Here is a 19,123-nt window from a genome sequence, read left to right as displayed (position 1 = left end):
ACTATGCAGAGAAGAGTACCGGTCGGGGCAGCGCCACCGCAAGGTCATACGGCGCGTTGCATAGCCATGAGATGACGTTCACCAGCGGCTCGCGTGAGCCGGCTTGTTAAAAGGGGCCCCCTCCTCTACCGGAGGCGTTAAGAGGGGGCCCCTCCTTTCATGCGCCGCGCAGGGTGGCGCCGAAACGCTCGGCGGCTACCGCTACCGCCGCGTCGCGCGCGGCCACCGCCTCCTCGCCCGCGAGGGTCCGGTCCGGGGCGCGGAACGTCAGCTTGTACGCCAGCGACTTGCGTCCCTCGCCGAGCTGCTCGGAGGTGTAGACGTCGAACAGGCGGACGTCCTCCAGCAGCGCGCCCGCGCCCTCGACCAGCGCCGCCCGCACCTCGGCCGCCGGCACCGCGTCGTCCACCACCAGCGCCACGTCGATCAGGGCCGGCGGGAACGTGGAGATGGTCGGCCCGGCCGCCAGCGGGGCGGCGGGCAGCGCGTCCAGGTCCAGTTCCATGGCGCTGGTGCGACGGGGCAGCTCCAGCGCGGCCAGCACGGCCGGGTGCAGCTCACCGGCGTGGCCGACGACCACGTCGTCCACCACCAGTTCGGCGCAGCGGCCCGGGTGCCAGGGTGCCCGCTCGCCGGCCCGTACCGTCACCCGGTCGGCGGGGATCCCGGCGGCGTCGAGCACCGCCCGGCCCGCCTCGACGGCGTCCGCCCAGCCGGCCGTGCGGCCCGCGCCCCACCAGCCGGCCGGTTCGATCTCGCCGGTGAGCGCCACCGCGACGTGCCGGGGCTGGGCGGGAACGACCGCGTCGGCGGCGGCGAACTCCTCGTCGGTGGGCCGCCGGTCCACGCCCATCGCGGGCGGGGTGCCGGCGCCGGGACGCGGGTGGAAGACCGTGCCGATCTCGTAGATCGCCACGTCCCGCTGGCCCCGGCCGACGTTGCGCTTGACGATGCCGAGCAGCGGGCCGAGCAGCGTGGTGCGCAGCAGCGGCTCCTCCTCCGACAGCGGGTTCGCCAGCCGTACCGCGGGGCGGCGCGGGTCGTCGGCGGGCAGGCCGAGCTGGTCGACCAGTTCCGGCGCGACGAACGGCTGCGCCAGCACCTCGACGTAGCCGCGCTCGGCGAGCGAGCGGGCGACGGCCCGGCGACGCTGCTGCTGCCAGGTCAGGCCCCGGCCGGGCGGCGCGGTGGGCAGCACCGACGGCACGCGGTCGTAGCCGTCGAGGCGTACCACCTCCTCCACCAGGTCGGCCGGGTCGGTCAGGTCGGGCCGCCAGCTCGGCGGCGTGACGGTCAGCACCTCACCGGCACCGGCGCCCGGGCCGACCCCGGCCGTGCCGACGGCGCCCGGGTCCTCGGCGAGCCGGTCGGTGCCGCGGGTGACGGTGCAGCCGACCTGCTCCAGCAGCTCCACCACCCGGTCCGGCGAATAGGTCACGCCGACGCGCCGCGACGGCAGGTCCACCGGCAGCGTGACAGGCGTACGCGGCGCGACGTGGTCGATGTCGAGCACCTCCTCGCCAGCCGTACCACCGGCGAGGTCGGTGAGCAGCCGGACCGCCTTCTCCAGCGCGACCAGCGGCAGCGCCGGGTCCACGCCCCGCTCCCAGCGCTTCGCGGCCTCGCTGAACAGTTTGTGCCGCCGCGCGGTACGGCCGACGGTGGCCGGATCCCAGTGCGCCGCCTCGAACAGCACGTTCGTGGTGGAGGCGAGCACCTCACTGGTCTCGCCGCCCATCACCGCGGCGAGCGAGATCGGACCGCTCTCGTCGCAGATGACCAGGTCCTCGGCGGACAGCGTGCGGTTGACCCCGTCCAGCGTGGTCAGCTTCTCCCCCGCCTCGGCGCGGCGCACCACGAGCGTCCCGGCGATCCGGTCCGCGTCGAAGGCGTGCATCGGCTGGCCGAGTTCGAGCATCAGGTAGTTGGTGATGTCGACGGCGAGCGAGATGCTGCGCACCCCGGCCACCGTGAGCCGCTGCCGCATCCAGCCGGGCGTCTCGACCGTCGGGTCGACGCCGCGCACCATCCGCGCCGCGAACCGGTCGCAGCCGACCGGGTCACGGACCTCGACCGGGTACGCCGGCTCGGCGGTCGCGCCGGGCGCGGGCGCGTCGGCCGGGTCGCGGAACGGCACGCCGAGCGCGTGCGACAGCTCCCGGGCGATGCCGCGCACGCTCAGCGCGTACCCGCGGTCCGGGGTGATCTCCATCTCGACCACGACGTCGTCCAGGCCGACGACGGGCCGGGCGTCGTCGCCGGGCTGGGCCTTGACGTCCTCGGGCAGCACGACGATGCCCGAGTGGTCGTCGCCGAGCCCCAGCTCCTGCGCCGAGCAGATCATGCCGTGGGAGTTGCGCCCGTACGTCTTGCGCGCGCCGATCGCGAACCCGCCGGGCAGCACGCCGCCGGGGAGGATCACCACGACCTTGTCGCCCACGGCGAAGTTGCGCGCCCCGCAGACGATCTCCTGCGGCTCACCGGTGCCGTTCGCGGCGCCGACGTCGACCCGGCAGAAGCGGATCGGCTTCTTGAAGCCGGTCAGCTCCTCGATCTCCAGGACCTCGCCGACGACCAGCGGGCCGGTGACCGACTCGCGCAGGTCCACCACGGACTCGACCTCGATGCCGAGGTCGACCAGCGCCTGCTCCAGGTCGCCGGTGGGCAGGTCGGCCGGCAGGTCCACGTACTCCCGCAGCCAACTGACAGAGACTCGCATGACTGTTTAAACCACCGTTCCCGTAGCTCAGGCGCCGAACGCGCGGGTGAACCGCACGTCGCCCTCGGCCATGTCCCGCATGTCACTGACGCCGTGCCGGACCATCACGGTCCGGTCGATGCCCATGCCGAACGCGAATCCGGAGTAGACCTCCGGGTCGATGCCGCAGGCGCGCAGCACCCGCGGGTTGACCATGCCGCAGCCGCCCCACTCGACCCACTGCGGACCGTCCCGGTGCTCCGGGAACCAGACGTCGAACTCCGCCGACGGCTCGGTGAACGGGAAGTAGTGCGGCCGCCAGCGCGTCTTCGCACCCTCGCCGAACATGGCCCGGGCGAAGTGGTCGAGCGTGCCGCGCAGGTGCGCCATGGTGATGCCCTTGTCCACCACGAGGCCCTCGACCTGGTGGAACACCGGCGCGTGGGTGGCGTCCAGCTCGTCGGTGCGGTAGACCCGGCCGGGCACCACCACGTAGATCGGCGGCTTGCGGCTGAGCATGGTGCGCGCCTGCACCGGCGACGTGTGGGTGCGGAGAACAAGGCCCGAGCCTTCGGGTGCGATGTGGAACGTGTCCATCAGGCCGCGCGCCGGGTGGTCGGCCGGGATGTTCAGCGCGTCGAAGTTGGTCCACTCCAGCTCGACCTCGGGGCCCTCGGCCACCTCGTACCCCATGCCGATGAACAGGTCGCTGATCTGCTCCATCAGCACGCTCAGCGGGTGGCGGGCTCCGCGCGGCCGGCGGTCGTACGGCAGGGTCACGTCGACCCGCTCCTCGACCAGTACCCGCGCGGCCCGTTCCCGGTCCAGGATCTCCTGCCGGGCGGCGTACGCGGACTCGATGGCCCGGCGGGCCTCGTTGACCCGCTTGCCGGCGTCGGCCTTCGCGGCCGGCGGCAGCGCGCCGATCTCCCGGCGGGCCAGCGACACCGGGGACCGGTCACCGAGGTGCGCGGGGCGCAGCGCGGTGAGCGCGTCCGGGTCGGCGGCCCCGGCGAACGCCTTCTCGGCGTCGGCCACGGCCCCGGCCAGGGCGTCCGGGTCGAGCAGGGCGACCTGCTTCGGGTCGTACGGATCGTTGCGGTAGCTCATGGTGAACGGGCACTCCCTCACGGCGGCGCCGACCCTCGCGGGTGGCTAGGCGAGTCTACGGACGCGCGGCTTCGCCGCAGCCCGCCGGTGGGGAGTCGTGCAGGGGGAAGGGTCAGGCCCGCCGCCCGCCGACACCGGCGGGCTGGCTAAACGAACGCCGTGGCGCGTTCATGACGAGGCGGACTCCCCTGCTGTGTCGTGCGCGACCGTGGGCCGACGCAGTGCTCTGGCGGAAGAATACAGGCAGACGGCCGCCGCCGCAGCCAGGTTCAGGCTCTCCGCGCGCCCGTGCAGCGGCACCCGGACCCGGGCGTCGGCGGCGCCGGTCAACTCGTCGGGCAGGCCGTGCGCCTCCGAGCCGAACAGCCACGCGGTGGGGGCGGCCAGCCGTCCCGCGTCGGCGAGGTCGTCCAGGTCGCTGTCGCCGTACCCGGTGGTGGCCAGGATCTCCAGGCCGGCGGCCCGCAGCGCCTCGACGGCGGCGAGCGGGTCGGCGGCGCGCACCACGTCGACGTGGAAGAGGCTGCCGGCGGAGGCCCGCACGCACTTGCCGTTGTAGGGGTCGACCGCCTCGCCCGCGAAGACCACAGCGCCCGCGCCCGCCGCGTCGGCGGTGCGCAGCACGGTGCCGGCGTTGCCCGGGTCACGGATCCCGGCGAGCACCGCGACCAGGCGCGGCCCGCGCGCCACTGCCTGCTCCAGGGGTACGTCGAGGTGCCGGCACACCGCCACCAGGCCCTGCGGCGCGACGGTCTCGGTGAGCGCCGCGAGCGCGTCGTCGGTCACCTCGGAGACCGGCACGTCGGCGCGGGCGGCGGCGGCCGCGAGGTCGGCGTACCTGTCGAGCGCCGCCGGGGTGCCGAACAGCTCGACCACGGTGCCGGCGCGGGCGAGCGCCTCACGGACCGCCTGCGGCCCCTCGGCCAGGAACCGGCCGGCCTGGTCGCGGTCGCGCCGGCGCTGCAACCGGCGGGCGGCAACGACCCTCGGGGTACGCGGGGTGAACGGTCCGGGAACGGCATCGAGGCGCCTCCCCTGCGACTGTGACTGCATGGGAGACGCCTCGATCTGCCGTACGGGGTGGGTCAGGCGGCCTGAGCCGCGGCGCCACCGGTGCCCTCGGCCGCCACGGCGGCGCGGGCCAGCTCGACGATCGCCGCGAACGCGGCGGCGTCGTTGACGGCCATGTCGGCCAGGATCTTCCGGTCGACCTCGATGCCGGCCAGGCGCAGGCCCTGGATCAGGCGGTTGTAGGTCAGGCCGTTGGCCCGGGCGCCGGCGTTGATCCGCTGGATCCAGAGCTGCCGGAAGTCGCCCTTGCGGTCGCGACGGTCCCGGTAGGAGTACTGCATCGAGTGCAGCACCTGCTCCTTGGCCTTGCGGTACAGCCGGGAGCGCTGACCGCGGTAACCGCTCGCGGTCTCCAGCAGGGTACGACGCTTCTTCTGGGCGTTCACAGCCCGCTTGACGCGTGCCATCTCAACTCCTTCTTCGGTTCAGGTGGCTCGCGTCAGCGGCCGAGCAGCTTCTTGATGCGCTTGGTGTCGGCCTTGGCCAGCTCGACGGTGCCGGTCAGCCGACGGGTCTGGGTGCTGGGCTTCTTCTCCAGGTTGTGGCGAAGGCCGGCCTGCTGGGCAACGATCTTGCCCTTGCCGGTCACCTTGACCCGCTTGCCCATACCCGTGTGGCTCTTCATCTTCGGCATTGGAACGTCTTCTCCCCTGTTACTGGCCGCTGGTCTCAGCGGTCGTGCCGGTCTCACCGGCTGCTGCGGTCTCGCCGGCCGCCGGGGTCTCGCCGGCCGGAGCGGCCGGTTCCTCCGCTGCCCGGTCGCGCGGTCCACCGCGGGACGCCGTGGCGGCGACCGCGGAGGCCTTGACGGCCCGGTGCGGAGCGAGAACCATGATCATGTTTCGGCCGTCCTGCTTCGGCGCGGCCTCGACGTATCCAAGGTCCGTGATCTCGGACTCGAGCCGGCGCAGGAGCCGGTAGCCCAGCTCCGGGCGGCTCTGCTCCCGACCGCGGAACATGATCGTCACCTTGACCTTGTCGCCGGCCTTGAGGAACCGCACCACGTGACCCTTCTTGGTCTCGTAGTCGTGCGGGTCGATCTTCGGCCGGAGCTTCATCTCCTTGATGACGGTCTGCTGCTGGTTACGCCGCGCTTCGCGCGCCTTCAGTGCGCTCTCGTACTTGAACTTGCCGAAGTCCATGAGCTTGCACACCGGCGGGCGCGCCATCGGCGCAACCTCGACCAGGTCCAGGTCGACGTCCGCGGCCAGCTGCAGGGCGCGCTCCAGCGGGACGATGCCCACCTGCTCACCCTCAGGGCCGACCAGTCGGACCTCACGTGCCCGGATCTGCTCGTTCACGCGTGGTTCGACGCTGATGGGGCCTCCTCGAGTCGAGTCTCCTACGGTGCCGACTCCGTGGGCTCCCGGGTGGGAGCCGACCCGGAAAGCAGAAGGCCCCGGCGTATGCCAGGGCCCACTCGACCGGTCGGCACGATCACAGGATCGCGCATCCGGCGTCGGGACGTGCCCGAAACCGGGGACCGGACCCGGCCACCGTGGCGGCGACTCGGGTGGGAGCGGGCGCTCCGCTTCTCGACCGCCCGCGCGTCAGGGACGGGGGCAGTCTGGTCGACTCCGCAACACTACACCCTCGGCCCAGGCCCGCCCAAACCGGGCTCGCTGGTCAGCGGGGTGCCGACTGGCCGGCGGACAGCGCCGCCAGGTGCGCCTGGTGCAGGCGGCGCAACGCGCGGACCGCCTCGACCGCGCTCTCCTTGTCGGCGGCCTGCAAGGCGACCATCGGCAGCAGGTCGTCGTCGTGCAGCTCCAGGCTGGCCCACGGTGCGCCCCTGTCGAACCGGACACCGCGGACGACCTCCCACGGCAGCTCGTACGAGCTGAACACGTTGCGCACCCGGACGCCCCTGGCGTCGGCGATCACGCGAGGGCGGGTGAACAGCAGGAAGCCGAGCGCGCCGAAGACACCCAGGCCGATCATGGCGAACTGGTCGCCGCGCTGGAACGTGCCGTATCCGTTGCCGGTGGCGCCGGTCAGCGACATCGCGACGAGGCTGAACACCACGATCAGCGTGACGGCCGACACCCAGCAGACGACCCGGACGCGGCGGGGTCGCACGGTCACCACGGAATCGCTCACCCGACCAGTCTGCCATCCGGTTCGGGCGCGCCTTCGGCCGCCACACGGTCCGGGCCACGCCGGCGCAGGCTGGTGACCACCACGGCGAGCAGCGTGAGCAGGGCGCCGGCCAGCACCGGCAGCCGGACACCGGGGCCGCCGGGCAGCACCAGGTCCAGCAGCAGCGCGCCGCCGAGCTGCCCGGCCACCAGCGCCAGGCCGGTACGCAGCACCCCGGCGGCGCGTACCCCGACCAGCAGCGAGAGCACGATGCCGACGCCGAGCAGGCCGCCGACGTAGAGCCACCACTGGGCAGGCCAGCGGGGCTGGCTCGCGAGCGCTCCGGTCAGCGCCGCGACCGCGCCGATCAGCACTGTGCTGACCGCGAAGTTGACAGCGAGGCCGGCGGCCGGGCCGACCGAGGCGGCGACCCGGCCGTTGAGCGCGGACTGCCCCGCCACCGCCAGCCCGCCCAGGACGCAGAGCAGCACCAGCCCGACCGCCAGGTCACCGACCGGGCGGCCGAGCTGGGCGAGGGCCACCGCGCCGACGCCGAGCACCGCGCCGCCGACCCGGGGCACTGTGAGCGGCATCCGCCCGGTCGCGGCCAGCCCGGCCCGGTCCACCGCGAGACCGCCGAGGCTGCCGCCTGCCACCTGGGCGATAGTGAACACCGCCACCCCGAGCACCGGCACCACCACCGGGGCGACCAGCACGATCACCGCGCCGCCCACCCCGCCGAGGTACGCCCACCACGGCAGCCCGGAGCGGCGCAGCCCGGCCAGCCCGGCGCGCATCGACGGCAGCGCCACGATCCCGGCCAGCACCAGCAGGCAGCCGCCGAGGTTGTTGACGACCGCGCCGAGGACCGGGGCACCGGTCCGCTCCCCCATCTCGGCGTTGACCGCGCCCTGGGCGGCCGAGGCCACGCCGCCCAGGACGACCACCGCGAGCGCGGCCGGGAGCGGCAGCGGTCTCACAGCCGGCAGGCGTGGATGTTGGTGACGAGGATCGCGCGGGCGCCCAGCTCGTACAGCTCGTCCATGATCCGGTGGACGTCGTCGCGGAGCACCATCGCCTGCACCGCGACCCAGCCCTCCCGGTGCAGCGGCGACACGGTGGGCGACTCGATGCCGGGGGTCAGCGAGCTGGCCCGGTCGAGCAGGCCGGCCGGGACGTCGTAGGCGAGCATCACGTACCGGCGGGCGACGAGCACGCCGTGCAGCCGGCGCTGCAACTGCTCCTGCTGCGCGCCGCCGGGAGCACCGGCGCGGCGGACCAGCACCGCCGAGGAGCGCAGCAGCGGCTCGCCGAATACCACCAGGCCGGCCTGGCGCAGCGTCGCGCCGGTCTCCACCACGTCGGCGACCACGTCGGCCACGCCGAGGCGGATGGCGTTCTCCACCGCGCCGTCCAGGCGGATCACGTCGGCCTTGACGCCCAGCTCGGCCAGGTGCCGCTCGACCAGACCCGGGTACGCGGTGGCGATGCGGTGCCCGCCGAGCTGCTGGACGGAGGCGACGTCGTCGGGACGGGCGGCGAACCGGAACGTGGCCCGCCCGAAGTTGAGGTCGACGATCTCCTTGGCCGGCGCGCCGGAGTCGATCAGCAGGTCGCGGCCGGTGATGCCGACGTCCAGGTCACCGGAGCCGACGTAGGTGGCGATGTCCTTGGGGCGCAGGTAGAAGAACTCGATGTCGTTGGCCTCGTCCCGGCAGACGAGGTCCTTCGGGTCGGTGCGCTGGCGGTAGCCCGCCTCGCGCAGCATCCCGGCGGCCGACTCGGCCAGGGCGCCCTTGTTGGGTACTGCGACACGCAGCATGGGAGTGCTCCTTCGTTCGATCGGATGATCAGCGGACGGGCACTCAGAGATGTCGGTAGACGTCCTTCAGTTCCAGGCCGGTGGCGAGCATCAGCACCTGCGCCTGGTAGAGCAGCTGGGAGATCTCCTCGGCGGCCCGCTCCGGGCCCTCGTGCTCGGCGGCCATCCACGACTCGGCCGCCTCCTCGACGACCTTCTTGCCGATGAAGTGCACGCCCTTGGCGAGCGCCTCGACGGTGCCCGAGCCCGGGGTGCCGGCGGCGGCCTTGGCCTGCAGCTCGGCGAACAACTCCTCGAACGTCTTCACGGAAGGCGATTCTTCCAGCCGCTCCTGGTGACGGGCCGGGTGGGTCAGGCGAAGCCGACCCGCTGGGCGGACTGGGCGTCGAGGGCGCGGACGGCCAGGGCGGCGTCCAGCGCGGCCACGGTCGCCGACCAGCCCTTGTCCTCGGCCGAGCCGGGCAGCCCGGCCCGGTCGCGGGCCTGCTCGACGGTGTCCACCGTGAGGACCCCGTGCGCCACCGGCTTGCCCTCGTCCAGCGCCACCCGGGTCAGCCCCTCGGTGACCGACTTGCAGACGTAGTCGAAGTGCGCCGTCGCGCCGCGTACCACCACGCCGAGCGCGACGACCACGTCGAAGCGGCGGGCCATCGCCTGGGCCACCACCGGCAGCTCCACCGAGCCGGCCACCCGGGCCACCACGGCCCGCGCCCCGCACGCCTGCGCGGCGGCCACCGCACGCTCGGTCATGTGGTCGGTCAGGTCGCCGTGCCACCGGGCGGCCACCACGCCCACAGTCATCCCGGCGGCGTCCACCGCGGTCACGCCCGGCTCACCGAAACCCGCCATCGCCCTACGCTCCGATCTCGTCACCGGCGACCGGGCGGCCCATCGGCGCCTCGGTCACCTCGTCCAGTCCGTCCAGCAGGTGGCCCATCCGATCCCGCTTGGTGCGCAGGTAGCGCACGTTCTCCGGGTTGGACCGCACCGGCAGCCCCTCCCGGCCGGTCACGGTGAGGCCGTACCCCTCCAGCCCGGCCCGCTTGGCCGGGTTGTTGGTCAGCAGCCGCATCGACCGGACGCCCAGGTCGTAGAGGATCTGCGCACCGGTGCCGTAGTCGCGGGCGTCGGCCGGCAGGCCCAGGTCGAGGTTCGCGTCCACGGTGTCGCGGCCCTGGTCCTGGAGCTGGTACGCCTGGAGCTTGTGCAGCAGGCCGATGCCCCGGCCCTCGTGCCCGCGCACGTAGAGGACCACGCCGCGGCCCTCCTGCGCGACCCGGGCCAGCGCGGCCTGCAGCTGCGGCCCGCAGTCGCAGCGCAGCGAGCCGAACACGTCGCCGGTGAGGCACTCGGAGTGCACCCGCACCAGCACGTCCCGCCCGTCGCCGAGGTCGCCCATGACCAGCGCCACGTGTTCGGCCGGGTCGTGCTCGGCGCGGTAGCCGAGCGCCCGGAACACGCCGTACGGGGTGGGCATCCGGGCCTCGGCGGCCAGCTCGACCTGCTTCTCGGTACGCCGCCGGTGTGCGATCAGGTCCGCGATGGTGACGAGCGTCAGCCCGTGCTCGGCGCAGAACTTCTCCAGGTCCGGCAGGCGCATCATGGTGCCGTCGTCGTTCACCAGCTCGCAGAGCACCCCGGCCGGGCGCAGCCCGGCCATCCGGGTCAGGTCCACCGCCGCCTCGGTGTGCCCGGGACGGCGCAGCACCCCGCCGGCGCGGGCGCGCAGCGGCACCACGTGGCCGGGCCGGGCCAGGTCGGTCGGGCCGGTGGCGGCGTCGGCGAGCAGCCGGATGGTGTGCGACCGGTCGGCGGCCGAGATGCCGGTGCTGACGCCCTCCCGGGCGTCCACAGTCACCGTGTACGCGGTACCGCGCCGGTCCTGGTTCGTGTGGTGCATCGGCGGCAGATCCAGCCGGTCGCACTCGTCCTCGGTCAGCGGCACGCAGATGTAGCCGGAGGTGTACCGGACCATGAACGCGACCAGCTCCGGGGTGGCCAGCTCGGCCGCGAAGATCAGGTCGCCCTCGTTCTCGCGGTCCTCGTCGTCGACCACGACCACCGGACGCCCGGCGGCGATGTCCGCCACCGCCTGCTCGATCGAACCGAACGTGCTCATGCCACGGCCTCCGAGTACGTCGCCGGGATCGGGGCGGGCGCGGTCGCGACGGCCCGGGAGGTGCGCCACCAGCTGTACAGGCCGGCGGCGCAGAACGCGCCGTAGACCAGGTACATGGCGGCCGACGGGTAGAAGCCGCCGCGCAGCAGCAGCGGTACGCCGACCGCGTCGACGGCGATCCAGATCAGCCAGAACTCGACCCAGCCGCGGGCCATGCCGTACGTGGCGAGCAGGCTGCCGACCAGGATCCAGGCGTCCGGCAGCGGCCCCCACGAGCCGAGCGCGGCGAGCACCGGGTACGCGGCGGCGGTGCCGACGGCGGCGGCCACGAGCAGGCCGAGCCGCTCCGGCCAGGTGGCCCAGCGCGGCACCACGGCCGGCTCGTCCCCGCCACCGGCACGCCGGTTGCGCGACCAGCGCCACCAGCCGTACACGCTGACGGCGAAGAAGAAGACCTGCCGGCCGGCCTGGCCGTAGAGGTCGTGCGCCTGCGGGGTGACGAAGACGCCGCCGAGGAACACGGTGAACAGCAGCGCGTTGCCGATCATGCCGACCGGCCAGGCCCAGACCACGCGGCGCAGCCCGAGCAGCGCCGAGCCGAGCCCGAAGACGTTGCCGACGATCTCCCGGACCAGCACCGGCGAGCCGGCCACGTGCACCTGGGCGTCGAGCAGCCAGCCGAGCGGGCCCATCACCGGGCACCCCCCGCGCCGCGGTCGCCGAGCAGCCGCTCGACGTACTTGGCCAGCACGTCGACCTCCAGGTTGACCGGGTCGCCGATCCGCTTCGTGCCGAGCACGGTGAGTTTCAGCGTGGTGGGGATCAGGCCGACCGAGAACCAGTCGTCGCCCGCCTCGGCGACTGTGAGCGACACGCCGTCGACGGTGATCGAGCCCTTCTCCACCACGTACCGGGCCAGCCCGGCGGGCAGCCGGAACCGCACGGTCTCCCACTGCGCGGCGGGCTCCCGGGCGACGATCTCGCCGACGCCGTCGACGTGGCCCTGCACCAGGTGCCCGCCGAGACGGCTGTTGAGTGCGGCGGCCCGTTCGAGGTTGACCGGGTCGCCGGGGCGCAGCGCGCCGAGCGCGGTGCGGCGCAGCGTCTCGCCCATCACGTCGGCGGTGAACACGCCGCCGTCGACGTCGACCACTGTGAGGCAGACGCCGTTGACGGCGATCGAGTCGCCGTGCCGGGCGTCCGAGGTGACGAGCGGGCCGCGGATGGCGACCAGCGCGGAGTCGTCGCCGGTCTCGGTGCTCCGGACGATCTCGCCCAGTTCCTCGACGATGCCGGTGAACATGTCAGCCCTCCCTCTTCCGGGGCAGCGCGGTGATCCGCAGGTCGGGACCGACCCGCGTAACGTCGGTGATCTCCAGATCGATGGCGTCGGCGATGGTGCTCACGCCCGCGTCGAGCAGCGCGGTCGGGCCGGCGCCGAGCAGCTTCGGCGCGACGTACCCGACGATCCTGTCGACCAGGCCGGCGGCGAGGAACGCGCCGGCCAGCGTCGGCCCGCCCTCCAGCAGCGCGGCCCGCACGCCCCGGTGGTGCAGCTCCGCGAGCAGCGCCGGCAGGTCGACCCGGCCGTCCGGCCCGGCGCCGACCTCCGCGGCGGTGGCGATCCACGTGCGCGCGGCGCCGTCGCGGACCCGGGCGTCGGCCGGGGTACGCCCCGAGCTGTCCACCACCACCCGCAGCGGCTGCCGGATGGCCATGGTGCCGTCGCGCAGGTTGCGGGCGGTCAGCCGGGGGTCGTCGGTGAGCACGGTGCCCACCCCGGCGAGCACCGCGTCGACGGTGCCGCGCAGCGCGTGCACGTCGATCCGGGCCGCCTCGGAGGTGATCCACATGCTGGTGCCGTCGGCGGCGGCGGAACGCCCGTCGAGCGTGGCCGCGTACTTCCAGATCACGTACGGCCAGCCGCGGCGCATCGAGGTGAGCCAGGCGACGTTGCCGGCCTCGGCCTCCTGCGCGCGTACCCCCAAAGCGACCTGGACCCCGGCGGCGCGCAGCGTGGCGGCGCCGCCGGAGGCGACCGGGTTGGGGTCGGGCACGGCGATCACCACGCGGGACACCCCGGCGGCGATGAGCGCGTGGCTGCACGGGCCGGTGCGGCCGGTGTGGTCGCAGGGTTCCAGGGTGACCACCGCGGTGCCGCCGCGGGCCCGCGTGCCGGCCTGGGCCAGCGCGACGATCTCCGCGTGCGGGCCGCCGGCGTACGCGTGGAAGCCCTCGCCGACGACCTCGCCGTCGGTGTCGAGCAGCACGCAGCCGACCACCGGGTTGGGGCTCGTGGCGCCGAGGCCGCGCGCGGCCAGTTCGATGGCACGACGCATCGCCTCGTCGACGGAGACGCTCGCCATGGCCGCCTGTCCTCCCGCTCGCCGGTCGCGCGCGGGCGGGGTTCGGGAGGAACGGCCACGAAAGCCGCGGACACGCGGCGGCGGAGAACCCGGGGACGGCGACGCCGACCCCGGGGAGCCCACGCGGCGGCTGAGGGTGCTCAGCGGCCGGCAGGGGCCTCCCCCGTTCCGCGCGCTGTCTCCCATCCGGACTTTCTGGGGGCGGACGAGCCGCACCCCAACCGTCGGCCCCGGATTCTCACCAGGTCCACCGTCCGGCCGAAGCCGTCCGGGTCGCGGGCTTACCACGGTCGGACCGTGGATCACCGCCGGTTCGGAATTTCACCGAGCCCCGCCAGCGCGTGGTGGGTATAGGGGAAGTCTTACACGTTCCGCCCGGGCGCGCGCCACAGAGGCGAGCTACCTCACAGGACCGGTCAGGTGACGCCGCGCCGGCGGTCCACCGCCACGTACGAGCCGGGCTGGCTCTTGGCCACCGTCTTCATCTCCGAGGCCACCGCGATCGCCTCCAGCGGGTCGGTGAACCGCTTGCCGGAATCGGACAGCGACACGCCGATGGAGAGCGTGACGAGCGCGGCGCGGCGGATGTTGCCGCGCCGGTCCTTCAGCTCGACGAAGCCGCGTTCCCGGTCGGTGGCGTCGTAGAGCGCGTCGGCGGCCTTCTCGAAGTCGACGACGGCCCGGCTGGTCAGCGGCCGGACCTGGCTGGGCGCGCAGACGATGACGAAGTCGTCGCCGCCGACGTGGCCGAGGAACGCCGGCGGCAGCCCGATCGACACCACCGCCCGGTGCAGGCTGCGGGCCAGCGCCGAGATGAACTCGTCGCCGCGCACGAAGCCGTACCGGTCGTTGACGCTCTTGAACCGGTCGATGTCGATGTAGCCGACGGCGTAGTCGACGCCGTTGCGTACCCGGTCGCTGATCTCCCGCCGGATCCGGCTGTTGCCGGGCAGCCCGGTCAGCGGCGAGACCTCCCGGAACTCCTTGTTGCGCCGCAGCGTGGAGTTGACCCGGGCCACCAGCTCCAGCGTGTCGAACGGCTTGACCAGGTAGTCGTCCGCGCCGACGCTGAGCCCGTTGACCTTGTCCTGGGTCATCCCCTTGGCGGTCAGCATGATCACCGGCAGGGCCGAGGTCATCGGGTCGGCGCGCAGCCGCCGGGTCAGCTCCAGCCCGTCGATGCGCGGCATCATCAGGTCGACGACTGCGAGGTCGGGCCGCTGCCGCTCGATGACCTCCAGCGCCTCCTGGCCGTCGGCGGCGTGCAGCACCTCGAAGCCGTGCAGGCGCAGGTTGAACTCGACGAAGCGGGCGATGTCCTCGTCGTCGTCGACGACGAGGATCACGTCGGGTCGCTCGCCGGCCGGGTCCATCTCAGGCCCCGGTCATCGCGCGTTCCGCCAGGCCCCGCAGGCGGCGTACCGCCTCCGCGGGATCGTCGGCGCCGTAGACGGCGGTGCCCGCGACGAACGCGTCGGCGCCGGCCGCGGCGGCCTGCTCGATGGTGTCCGCGGCGATGCCGCCGTCCACCTCGATGCGCAGCTCCAGGTGCCCGCTGTCGACGTGCCGGCGGGCCGCGCGCACCTTGTCCAGCAGTTGCGGCAGGAAGCGCTGGCCGCCGAAGCCTGCCTTGATCGTCATGATCAGCAGCGTGTCGAAGCTCGGCAGCAGTTCGAGGTACGGCTCGATCGGGGTGTCCCGGTCGATCGCCAGCCCGGCCTTCGCCCCGGCCGAGCGCAGGTCCTTGGCCAGCGCCACCGGGTCGTCGCACGCCTCGGCGTGGAACGTGACGTTGTACGCCCCGGCGTCGGCGTACCCGGGCGCCCAGCGGCGCGGGTCGGTGATCATCAGGTGCACGTCGAACGGAATCCCGGTGACGGCGCGCAGGCTCTGCACCACCGGCAGCCCGATGGTCAGGTTGGGCACGAAGTGGTTGTCCATGACGTCGACGTGCAGCCAGTCGGCGGCGGGCTCCACGGCACGGACCTCGTCGGCGAGGCGGGCGAAATCGGCGGCCAGGATGCTGGGCGCGACGATCGGCGGCGGTACGGTCACGGGGCCAGTGTACGAACGCGGTGATCCGGAGGTAGCGGCACGGCTCCCGGAGCGACCAGCGGTGATCCTTCCGTCACCCGTGGTGCACCATCCGGCCGTCCGGAGAAAAAATCGGCACGAATAGTCGCCGGTGACTGGCCGATCGATTGAAAGATGACGAAACTCCTACAGGGACGGTCACGTATGCTGCACGCCCGGGCGCGGGGGACGCCGGTCGGGCCTATGACGACCGGCTGTCATCTCTCCCGGAAGGGGCGGACGATGCGACGGTGGCTCCACGTGCTCGCGCTGGCCGGCGCCGCGACTGCGGTGCTCGCGGGTTGCGCTCAGGTGCATCGGGCCGACGGCGACCTGATCGACGACTGGGCGGCGCTGCCGGTGCCGCAACTGTTCGTCCCGGCGACCGAGGCGTGCCTGCCCCGGCTGAGCACAGTGGTGGCCGCCGCCACGTACGAGACGGTCAACTGCGCGGGCAGCCACCTGGCCGAGACCGTGCACGTCGGCCGGTTCAGCGGGCCGGCGGCGCAGGGCGTACGCCCCGAACCGGGCTCACCGGCGCTGCGGACCGCGCGCGCCGAGTGCGACCAGCGGGCCCGGGAGATGATCGGCGGGGACTGGCGCGCCGCCCGGCTCACGTTGAACATCGCGCTGCCCACCGTCACCGCCTGGACGTCCGGCGCCCGCTGGTTCCGCTGCGACCTGGCCGAGACCGACAGCATCGACAACACCCGCCCGGTCAACCGGGTCGGCAGCCTGCGGGGCGCGCTGGTCGGCGACAACCCGCTGGTGCACAGGTGCTTCGACCCGAAGCTGATCGGCCAGAACCTCAACTACATGGCCCCGGTGCTGTGCACCGAACCGCACCGGGCGGAGTTCGTCGGCGTGTACGAGGAACGCGACATGAGCTGGGCGGAGTTCACCCGGGGCGCGCCCGCCACGCACCGGCGGTGCATGACGCTCATCGCCGCGTTCGCCGAGGTGCCGGACAACGCCGAGCTGCCGTACCGGGCCGGGTCCATCTTCTACCCGCCGTCGCAGCGGGAGTGGGAGGAGGGCGACCGGGGCGTGCGCTGTTTCCTGTGGAGTGACGACCGCAAGCTGAACCGCTCGGTGCGCGGCGCCGGACCCGAGGGACTCCCGGTCACCTGAGCGGCTGCCGTATGCTGCACCGCCGAGGCGTACCGGTCGACCGGGCGGCGCCGGATGCGCGGGGGAGGTCGGTCGGGATGCGGCGATGGCGGGTGGCGGTCACAGTGGGCGCGGCGCTGGCGCTGGCGCTCGGCGGCTGTGCCGCGCCGGCCGGAGTGGACCGGGACCTGGTCGACGACTGGCCCGCGTTCGCCGCGCCGGTCGGTTTCGTGCCGCAGAGCGGGGCCTGTCATCCCACTGTCGCCGACGTCGGCTACCTCAGCGGCTACCAGCCGGTCGACTGCGCCACCCCGCACCGCACCGAGACGCTGCACGTGGGCACGATGACCGGCGCGGAGGCGGAGCGTTCCGCACCGCCGCGGACCGGCTCGGCCGGCGTGCGCGCCGCGCACGCCGACTGCGCCCGGCAGGTCACCCGGGCCGTCGGCGGGGACTGGCGCGGCGGGCGGCTACGCCTGGCGGTGGTCTTCCCCTCGGCGCTCGCGTGGTCCGGCGGGGCCCGCTGGTACCGCTGCGACGTCGCCGAGATCACCGATCTGGACGAGGGTGCCGTGGCCCAGCGCACCGGCAGTCTGCGGGGTGCGTTGAAGCCCGGCTCGAAGCTCGCGCTCGGCTGCTTCAACCCGAAGCTGAGCAAGGACGAGGTGCAGTCGATGCGGCCGGTGGCCTGCACCAGCAAGCACCACGCCGAGTTCGTCGGCGTCTACCAGGCGCCGGACATCAGCTACGCCGAGTTCGAACGCACGCCGCTGCGCACGCACAAGGCCTGCCGCGGCCTGATCGCCAAGTACGCCGGGCTGCCGAACGACGGCAACATGCAGTACCGGGCCGGCACCATCATCTACCACCCGTTCGAGGAGCAGTGGCGCGACGGTGACCGGGGCGTGCAGTGCTTCCTGTGGGTCTCCGAACGTTCGCTGACCCGGACGGTCAAGGGCGCGGGCGCGAAGGCGCTGCCGATCACGTGAGACCCGGGCGGGGCGGGCCGGCGCCCACCCCGCCCGGGACCGCTCAGCCGACCTGCAGCGTCACGTCGTCCACGACGAAGCTGGTCTGCAACGAGGAGTCCTCGACCCCGGTCCACTTCAGCGTGACCGTCTGACCGGCGTACGCGGCCAGGTTGAAGGTGCGCTGGGTGTAGCCGGTGGCCTTGTTCAGGTTCGAGTACGTGGCCAGCGTCGCCGAACCGACCTGCACTGTGAGCTTGTCGTACGCGGTCGAGGTGGTCGTCTCGGCCGAGTCGATGTGCAGCCAGAACGAGAACGTGTAGCTGCTGCACCCGGACGGCAGCGTGACCGACTGGGACAGCGTGTCGGTGCGCGAGGAGCCGTACCCGTTCATCCACGCCTTGTACGACCCGGTGCGGGCCGCCTGGCTGGAGCTGTTGGTGATCACGCCGGAGCTGGCCGTCCACGGCGTGGTGCCGGACTCGAAGCTGCTGTTGCCGATGAGCTGGCCGCCGGTGCAGCCGCCGCTGCCGCCGGTCACGGTGATCGTGTAGCTGGCGGTGCGGGTGGCCGAGCCGGTGCCGGTCACGGTGAGCGTGAACGTGCCGGTGGTGGCCGTCGACGAGGCGGTGACGGTCATGGTGGCCGAGCCGCCCGAGGTGACCGAGGACGGGCTGAAGCTCACCGAGACGCCGCTCGGAGCGCCGCTGGCGGACAGCGCCACGGTCTGCGCGCTGCCGGCGGTGGTGGCGGTGCTGACCGTGGCGGTGGTGGAGCCGCCCCGGGCGACGCTGCCGGAGGTGGGGCTCACCGAGACGGAGAAGTCGTTGGACGGCGTGCCCCCGCCGACGGCGAGCTGCCAGATCGCGTACGCCACACCGTCAGCGGCCCGGTTGAGGATGGTCGTGTTGATGTTGCTGGTGTTGTCGCAGGAGCGGTGGTAGCACCCGTCGTACGCCGCACCGGCGGTGCCGCCCCACTTGCTGGCCTGCGCCGAGCTCTTGGTGTAGCTGGCGCCCGCCGCGTAGCCGGAGGTCTGGATGCCGGCGTTGGCGAACGAGTAGTCGTCCGAGCGGCCCTGGCCCTCGGTGTTCTCCTCCGGCGAGATGCCGAACGAGTCCCAGTACGCCTTCAGCGGCGCGGCCGTGGCCGAGGTGATCCGGTTGATGAAGTAGCCGCCGTTGGGCGAGCCCACCATGTCGAAGTTGTAGTAGCCCTTGATGTAGCCCCGCTGGGTGGAGCTGAGCTGGTTGACGTAGTGCTTGGAGCCCTGGAGGCCCTGCTCCTCGCCGTTCCACCAGGCGAACCGGACCCGCTTGGTCATGGTCGGGTTCTGCGCGGCCAGCACCAGCGCGTTCTCCAGCAGCACCGACGAGCCGGAGGCGTTGTCGTTGATGCCGGGGCCCGCGGAGACGCCGTCCAGGTGGGCGCCGAACATGACGACCTGGTCGGAGGGGCCCTGCGGCCACTCGGCGATCAGGTTGTTGCCGGGGTAGGTGCAGGTGGAGCAGTTCTGCTCGGTGACCGTGTAGCCGGCGGCCTGGAGCTTGCCCTTGACGTAGTTGACCGACGCCGTGTAGCCGGCCGAGCCGGAGCGCCGGTTGCCGCCGTTGCTGGTGGCGATGGAGTTGAACTGGGTGAGGTGGGCCTGGATGTTGCTCAGGGAGACGTCCGGGGCGGCGAGGGCGGCGACGGCCGGGGCGGGGG

The 19,123-nt window shown here is 73.3% G+C and carries 20 protein-coding genes and 1 riboswitch; of the genes, 2 read left to right on the top strand and 18 right to left on the bottom strand.

What is annotated here, in order from left to right; genetic code table 11:
- Positions 1-157: 157 nt before the first annotated feature.
- The 17 genes from ABD52_RS16095 to rpe form a co-directional block, all read right to left on the bottom strand.
- Positions 158-2,719, bottom strand: coding sequence for a phenylalanine--tRNA ligase subunit beta (locus ABD52_RS16095; protein WP_047892352.1), 2,562 nt, complete (start codon positions 2,717-2,719; stop codon positions 158-160).
- Positions 2,720-2,746: 27 nt separating this feature from the next.
- Complete coding sequence (gene pheS, locus ABD52_RS16090) at positions 2,747-3,808, bottom strand: phenylalanine--tRNA ligase subunit alpha (RefSeq protein WP_047892351.1); 1,062 nt, start codon at positions 3,806-3,808, stop codon at positions 2,747-2,749.
- 168 nt (positions 3,809-3,976) lie between these two features.
- Positions 3,977-4,861, bottom strand: a complete 885-nt coding sequence (locus tag ABD52_RS16085) for an RNA methyltransferase (RefSeq protein ID WP_047892350.1) — start codon at positions 4,859-4,861, stop codon at positions 3,977-3,979.
- A 32-nt stretch (positions 4,862-4,893) separates the two neighbouring features.
- Positions 4,894-5,286: a 50S ribosomal protein L20 gene (gene rplT / locus ABD52_RS16080; protein ID WP_013285541.1), complete on the bottom strand. Its 393-nt coding sequence runs from the start codon at positions 5,284-5,286 to the stop codon at positions 4,894-4,896.
- A 32-nt stretch (positions 5,287-5,318) separates the two neighbouring features.
- Positions 5,319-5,513, bottom strand: a complete 195-nt coding sequence (rpmI, locus tag ABD52_RS16075) for a 50S ribosomal protein L35 (RefSeq protein ID WP_007075851.1) — start codon at positions 5,511-5,513, stop codon at positions 5,319-5,321.
- Between the two features lie 19 nt (positions 5,514-5,532).
- Positions 5,533-6,180 carry a translation initiation factor IF-3 gene (gene infC / locus ABD52_RS16070; protein ID WP_013285540.1) on the bottom strand — a complete coding sequence of 216 codons (648 nt, stop codon included), beginning with the start codon at positions 6,178-6,180 and terminating at the stop codon, positions 5,533-5,535.
- 325 nt (positions 6,181-6,505) lie between these two features.
- Entirely contained in the window at positions 6,506-6,979 is a 474-nt protein-coding gene (locus ABD52_RS16065) for a PH domain-containing protein (RefSeq protein WP_200905197.1), read from the bottom strand.
- On the bottom strand, positions 6,976-7,938 hold the full coding sequence (locus ABD52_RS16060; RefSeq protein WP_047892349.1) for a DMT family transporter: 963 nt from the start codon (positions 7,936-7,938) through the stop codon (positions 6,976-6,978). The genes ABD52_RS16065 and ABD52_RS16060 overlap by 4 nt, the downstream gene beginning before the upstream one ends.
- Positions 7,935-8,780 carry an ATP phosphoribosyltransferase gene (hisG, locus tag ABD52_RS16055; RefSeq protein WP_047892348.1) on the bottom strand — a complete coding sequence of 282 codons (846 nt, stop codon included), beginning with the start codon at positions 8,778-8,780 and terminating at the stop codon, positions 7,935-7,937. The genes ABD52_RS16060 and hisG overlap by 4 nt, the downstream gene beginning before the upstream one ends.
- Before the next feature lie 43 nt (positions 8,781-8,823).
- Positions 8,824-9,105 carry a phosphoribosyl-ATP diphosphatase gene (locus tag ABD52_RS16050; RefSeq protein WP_198039659.1) on the bottom strand — a complete coding sequence of 94 codons (282 nt, stop codon included), beginning with the start codon at positions 9,103-9,105 and terminating at the stop codon, positions 8,824-8,826.
- A gap of 26 nt (positions 9,106-9,131) precedes the next feature.
- The gene (ribH, locus tag ABD52_RS16045) at positions 9,132-9,629 is read right to left on the bottom strand and encodes a 6,7-dimethyl-8-ribityllumazine synthase (RefSeq protein WP_013474910.1); all 498 of its coding nucleotides are present in this window, start codon (positions 9,627-9,629) and stop codon (positions 9,132-9,134) included.
- Positions 9,630-9,633: 4 nt separating this feature from the next.
- On the bottom strand, positions 9,634-10,899 hold the full coding sequence (locus ABD52_RS16040) for a bifunctional 3,4-dihydroxy-2-butanone-4-phosphate synthase/GTP cyclohydrolase II (protein ID WP_047892347.1): 1,266 nt from the start codon (positions 10,897-10,899) through the stop codon (positions 9,634-9,636).
- On the bottom strand, positions 10,896-11,591 hold the full coding sequence (gene pnuC, locus ABD52_RS16035) for a nicotinamide riboside transporter PnuC (protein ID WP_047892346.1): 696 nt from the start codon (positions 11,589-11,591) through the stop codon (positions 10,896-10,898). Before pnuC ends, ABD52_RS16040 begins: the two co-directional genes overlap by 4 nt.
- Positions 11,591-12,202: a riboflavin synthase gene (locus ABD52_RS16030; protein ID WP_013285532.1), complete on the bottom strand. Its 612-nt coding sequence runs from the start codon at positions 12,200-12,202 to the stop codon at positions 11,591-11,593. The genes pnuC and ABD52_RS16030 overlap by 1 nt, the downstream gene beginning before the upstream one ends.
- A gap of 1 nt (position 12,203) precedes the next feature.
- The gene (gene ribD, locus ABD52_RS16025) at positions 12,204-13,265 is read right to left on the bottom strand and encodes a bifunctional diaminohydroxyphosphoribosylaminopyrimidine deaminase/5-amino-6-(5-phosphoribosylamino)uracil reductase RibD (RefSeq protein ID WP_013474908.1); all 1,062 of its coding nucleotides are present in this window, start codon (positions 13,263-13,265) and stop codon (positions 12,204-12,206) included.
- Positions 13,266-13,435: 170 nt separating this feature from the next.
- A riboswitch (FMN riboswitch) is annotated at positions 13,436-13,608 on the bottom strand.
- A 73-nt stretch (positions 13,609-13,681) separates the two neighbouring features.
- Positions 13,682-14,638, bottom strand: a complete 957-nt coding sequence (locus ABD52_RS16020) for a response regulator (RefSeq protein ID WP_013285530.1) — start codon at positions 14,636-14,638, stop codon at positions 13,682-13,684.
- Position 14,639: 1 nt separating this feature from the next.
- A complete protein-coding gene (gene rpe / locus ABD52_RS16015) occupies positions 14,640-15,320 on the bottom strand; it encodes a ribulose-phosphate 3-epimerase (RefSeq protein ID WP_013285529.1) in 681 nt (226 codons plus the stop codon).
- Between the two features lie 261 nt (positions 15,321-15,581).
- Between rpe and ABD52_RS16010 the strand changes: the two genes are divergently transcribed.
- Both ABD52_RS16010 and ABD52_RS16005 read left to right on the top strand, forming a co-directional pair.
- Positions 15,582-16,469 (top strand): septum formation family protein, encoded by an 888-nt coding sequence (locus ABD52_RS16010; RefSeq protein ID WP_013285528.1) that lies wholly within the window; start codon positions 15,582-15,584, stop codon positions 16,467-16,469.
- 77 nt (positions 16,470-16,546) lie between these two features.
- The gene (locus ABD52_RS16005; protein WP_013474907.1) at positions 16,547-17,437 is read left to right on the top strand and encodes a septum formation family protein; all 891 of its coding nucleotides are present in this window, start codon (positions 16,547-16,549) and stop codon (positions 17,435-17,437) included.
- Between the two features lie 43 nt (positions 17,438-17,480).
- Here ABD52_RS16005 and ABD52_RS16000 read toward each other — a convergent pair.
- Positions 17,481-19,123: M28 family peptidase (locus tag ABD52_RS16000; RefSeq protein ID WP_047892345.1), on the bottom strand; the 1,643-nt coding region annotated here is incomplete at its 5' end.

It is taken from the genome of Micromonospora sp. RV43 (assembly GCF_001029515.1).
In the GTDB taxonomy this organism is placed as follows: domain Bacteria; phylum Actinomycetota; class Actinomycetes; order Mycobacteriales; family Micromonosporaceae; genus Micromonospora; species Micromonospora aurantiaca.
This window is presented reverse-complemented; position numbering and strand designations above follow the sequence as displayed.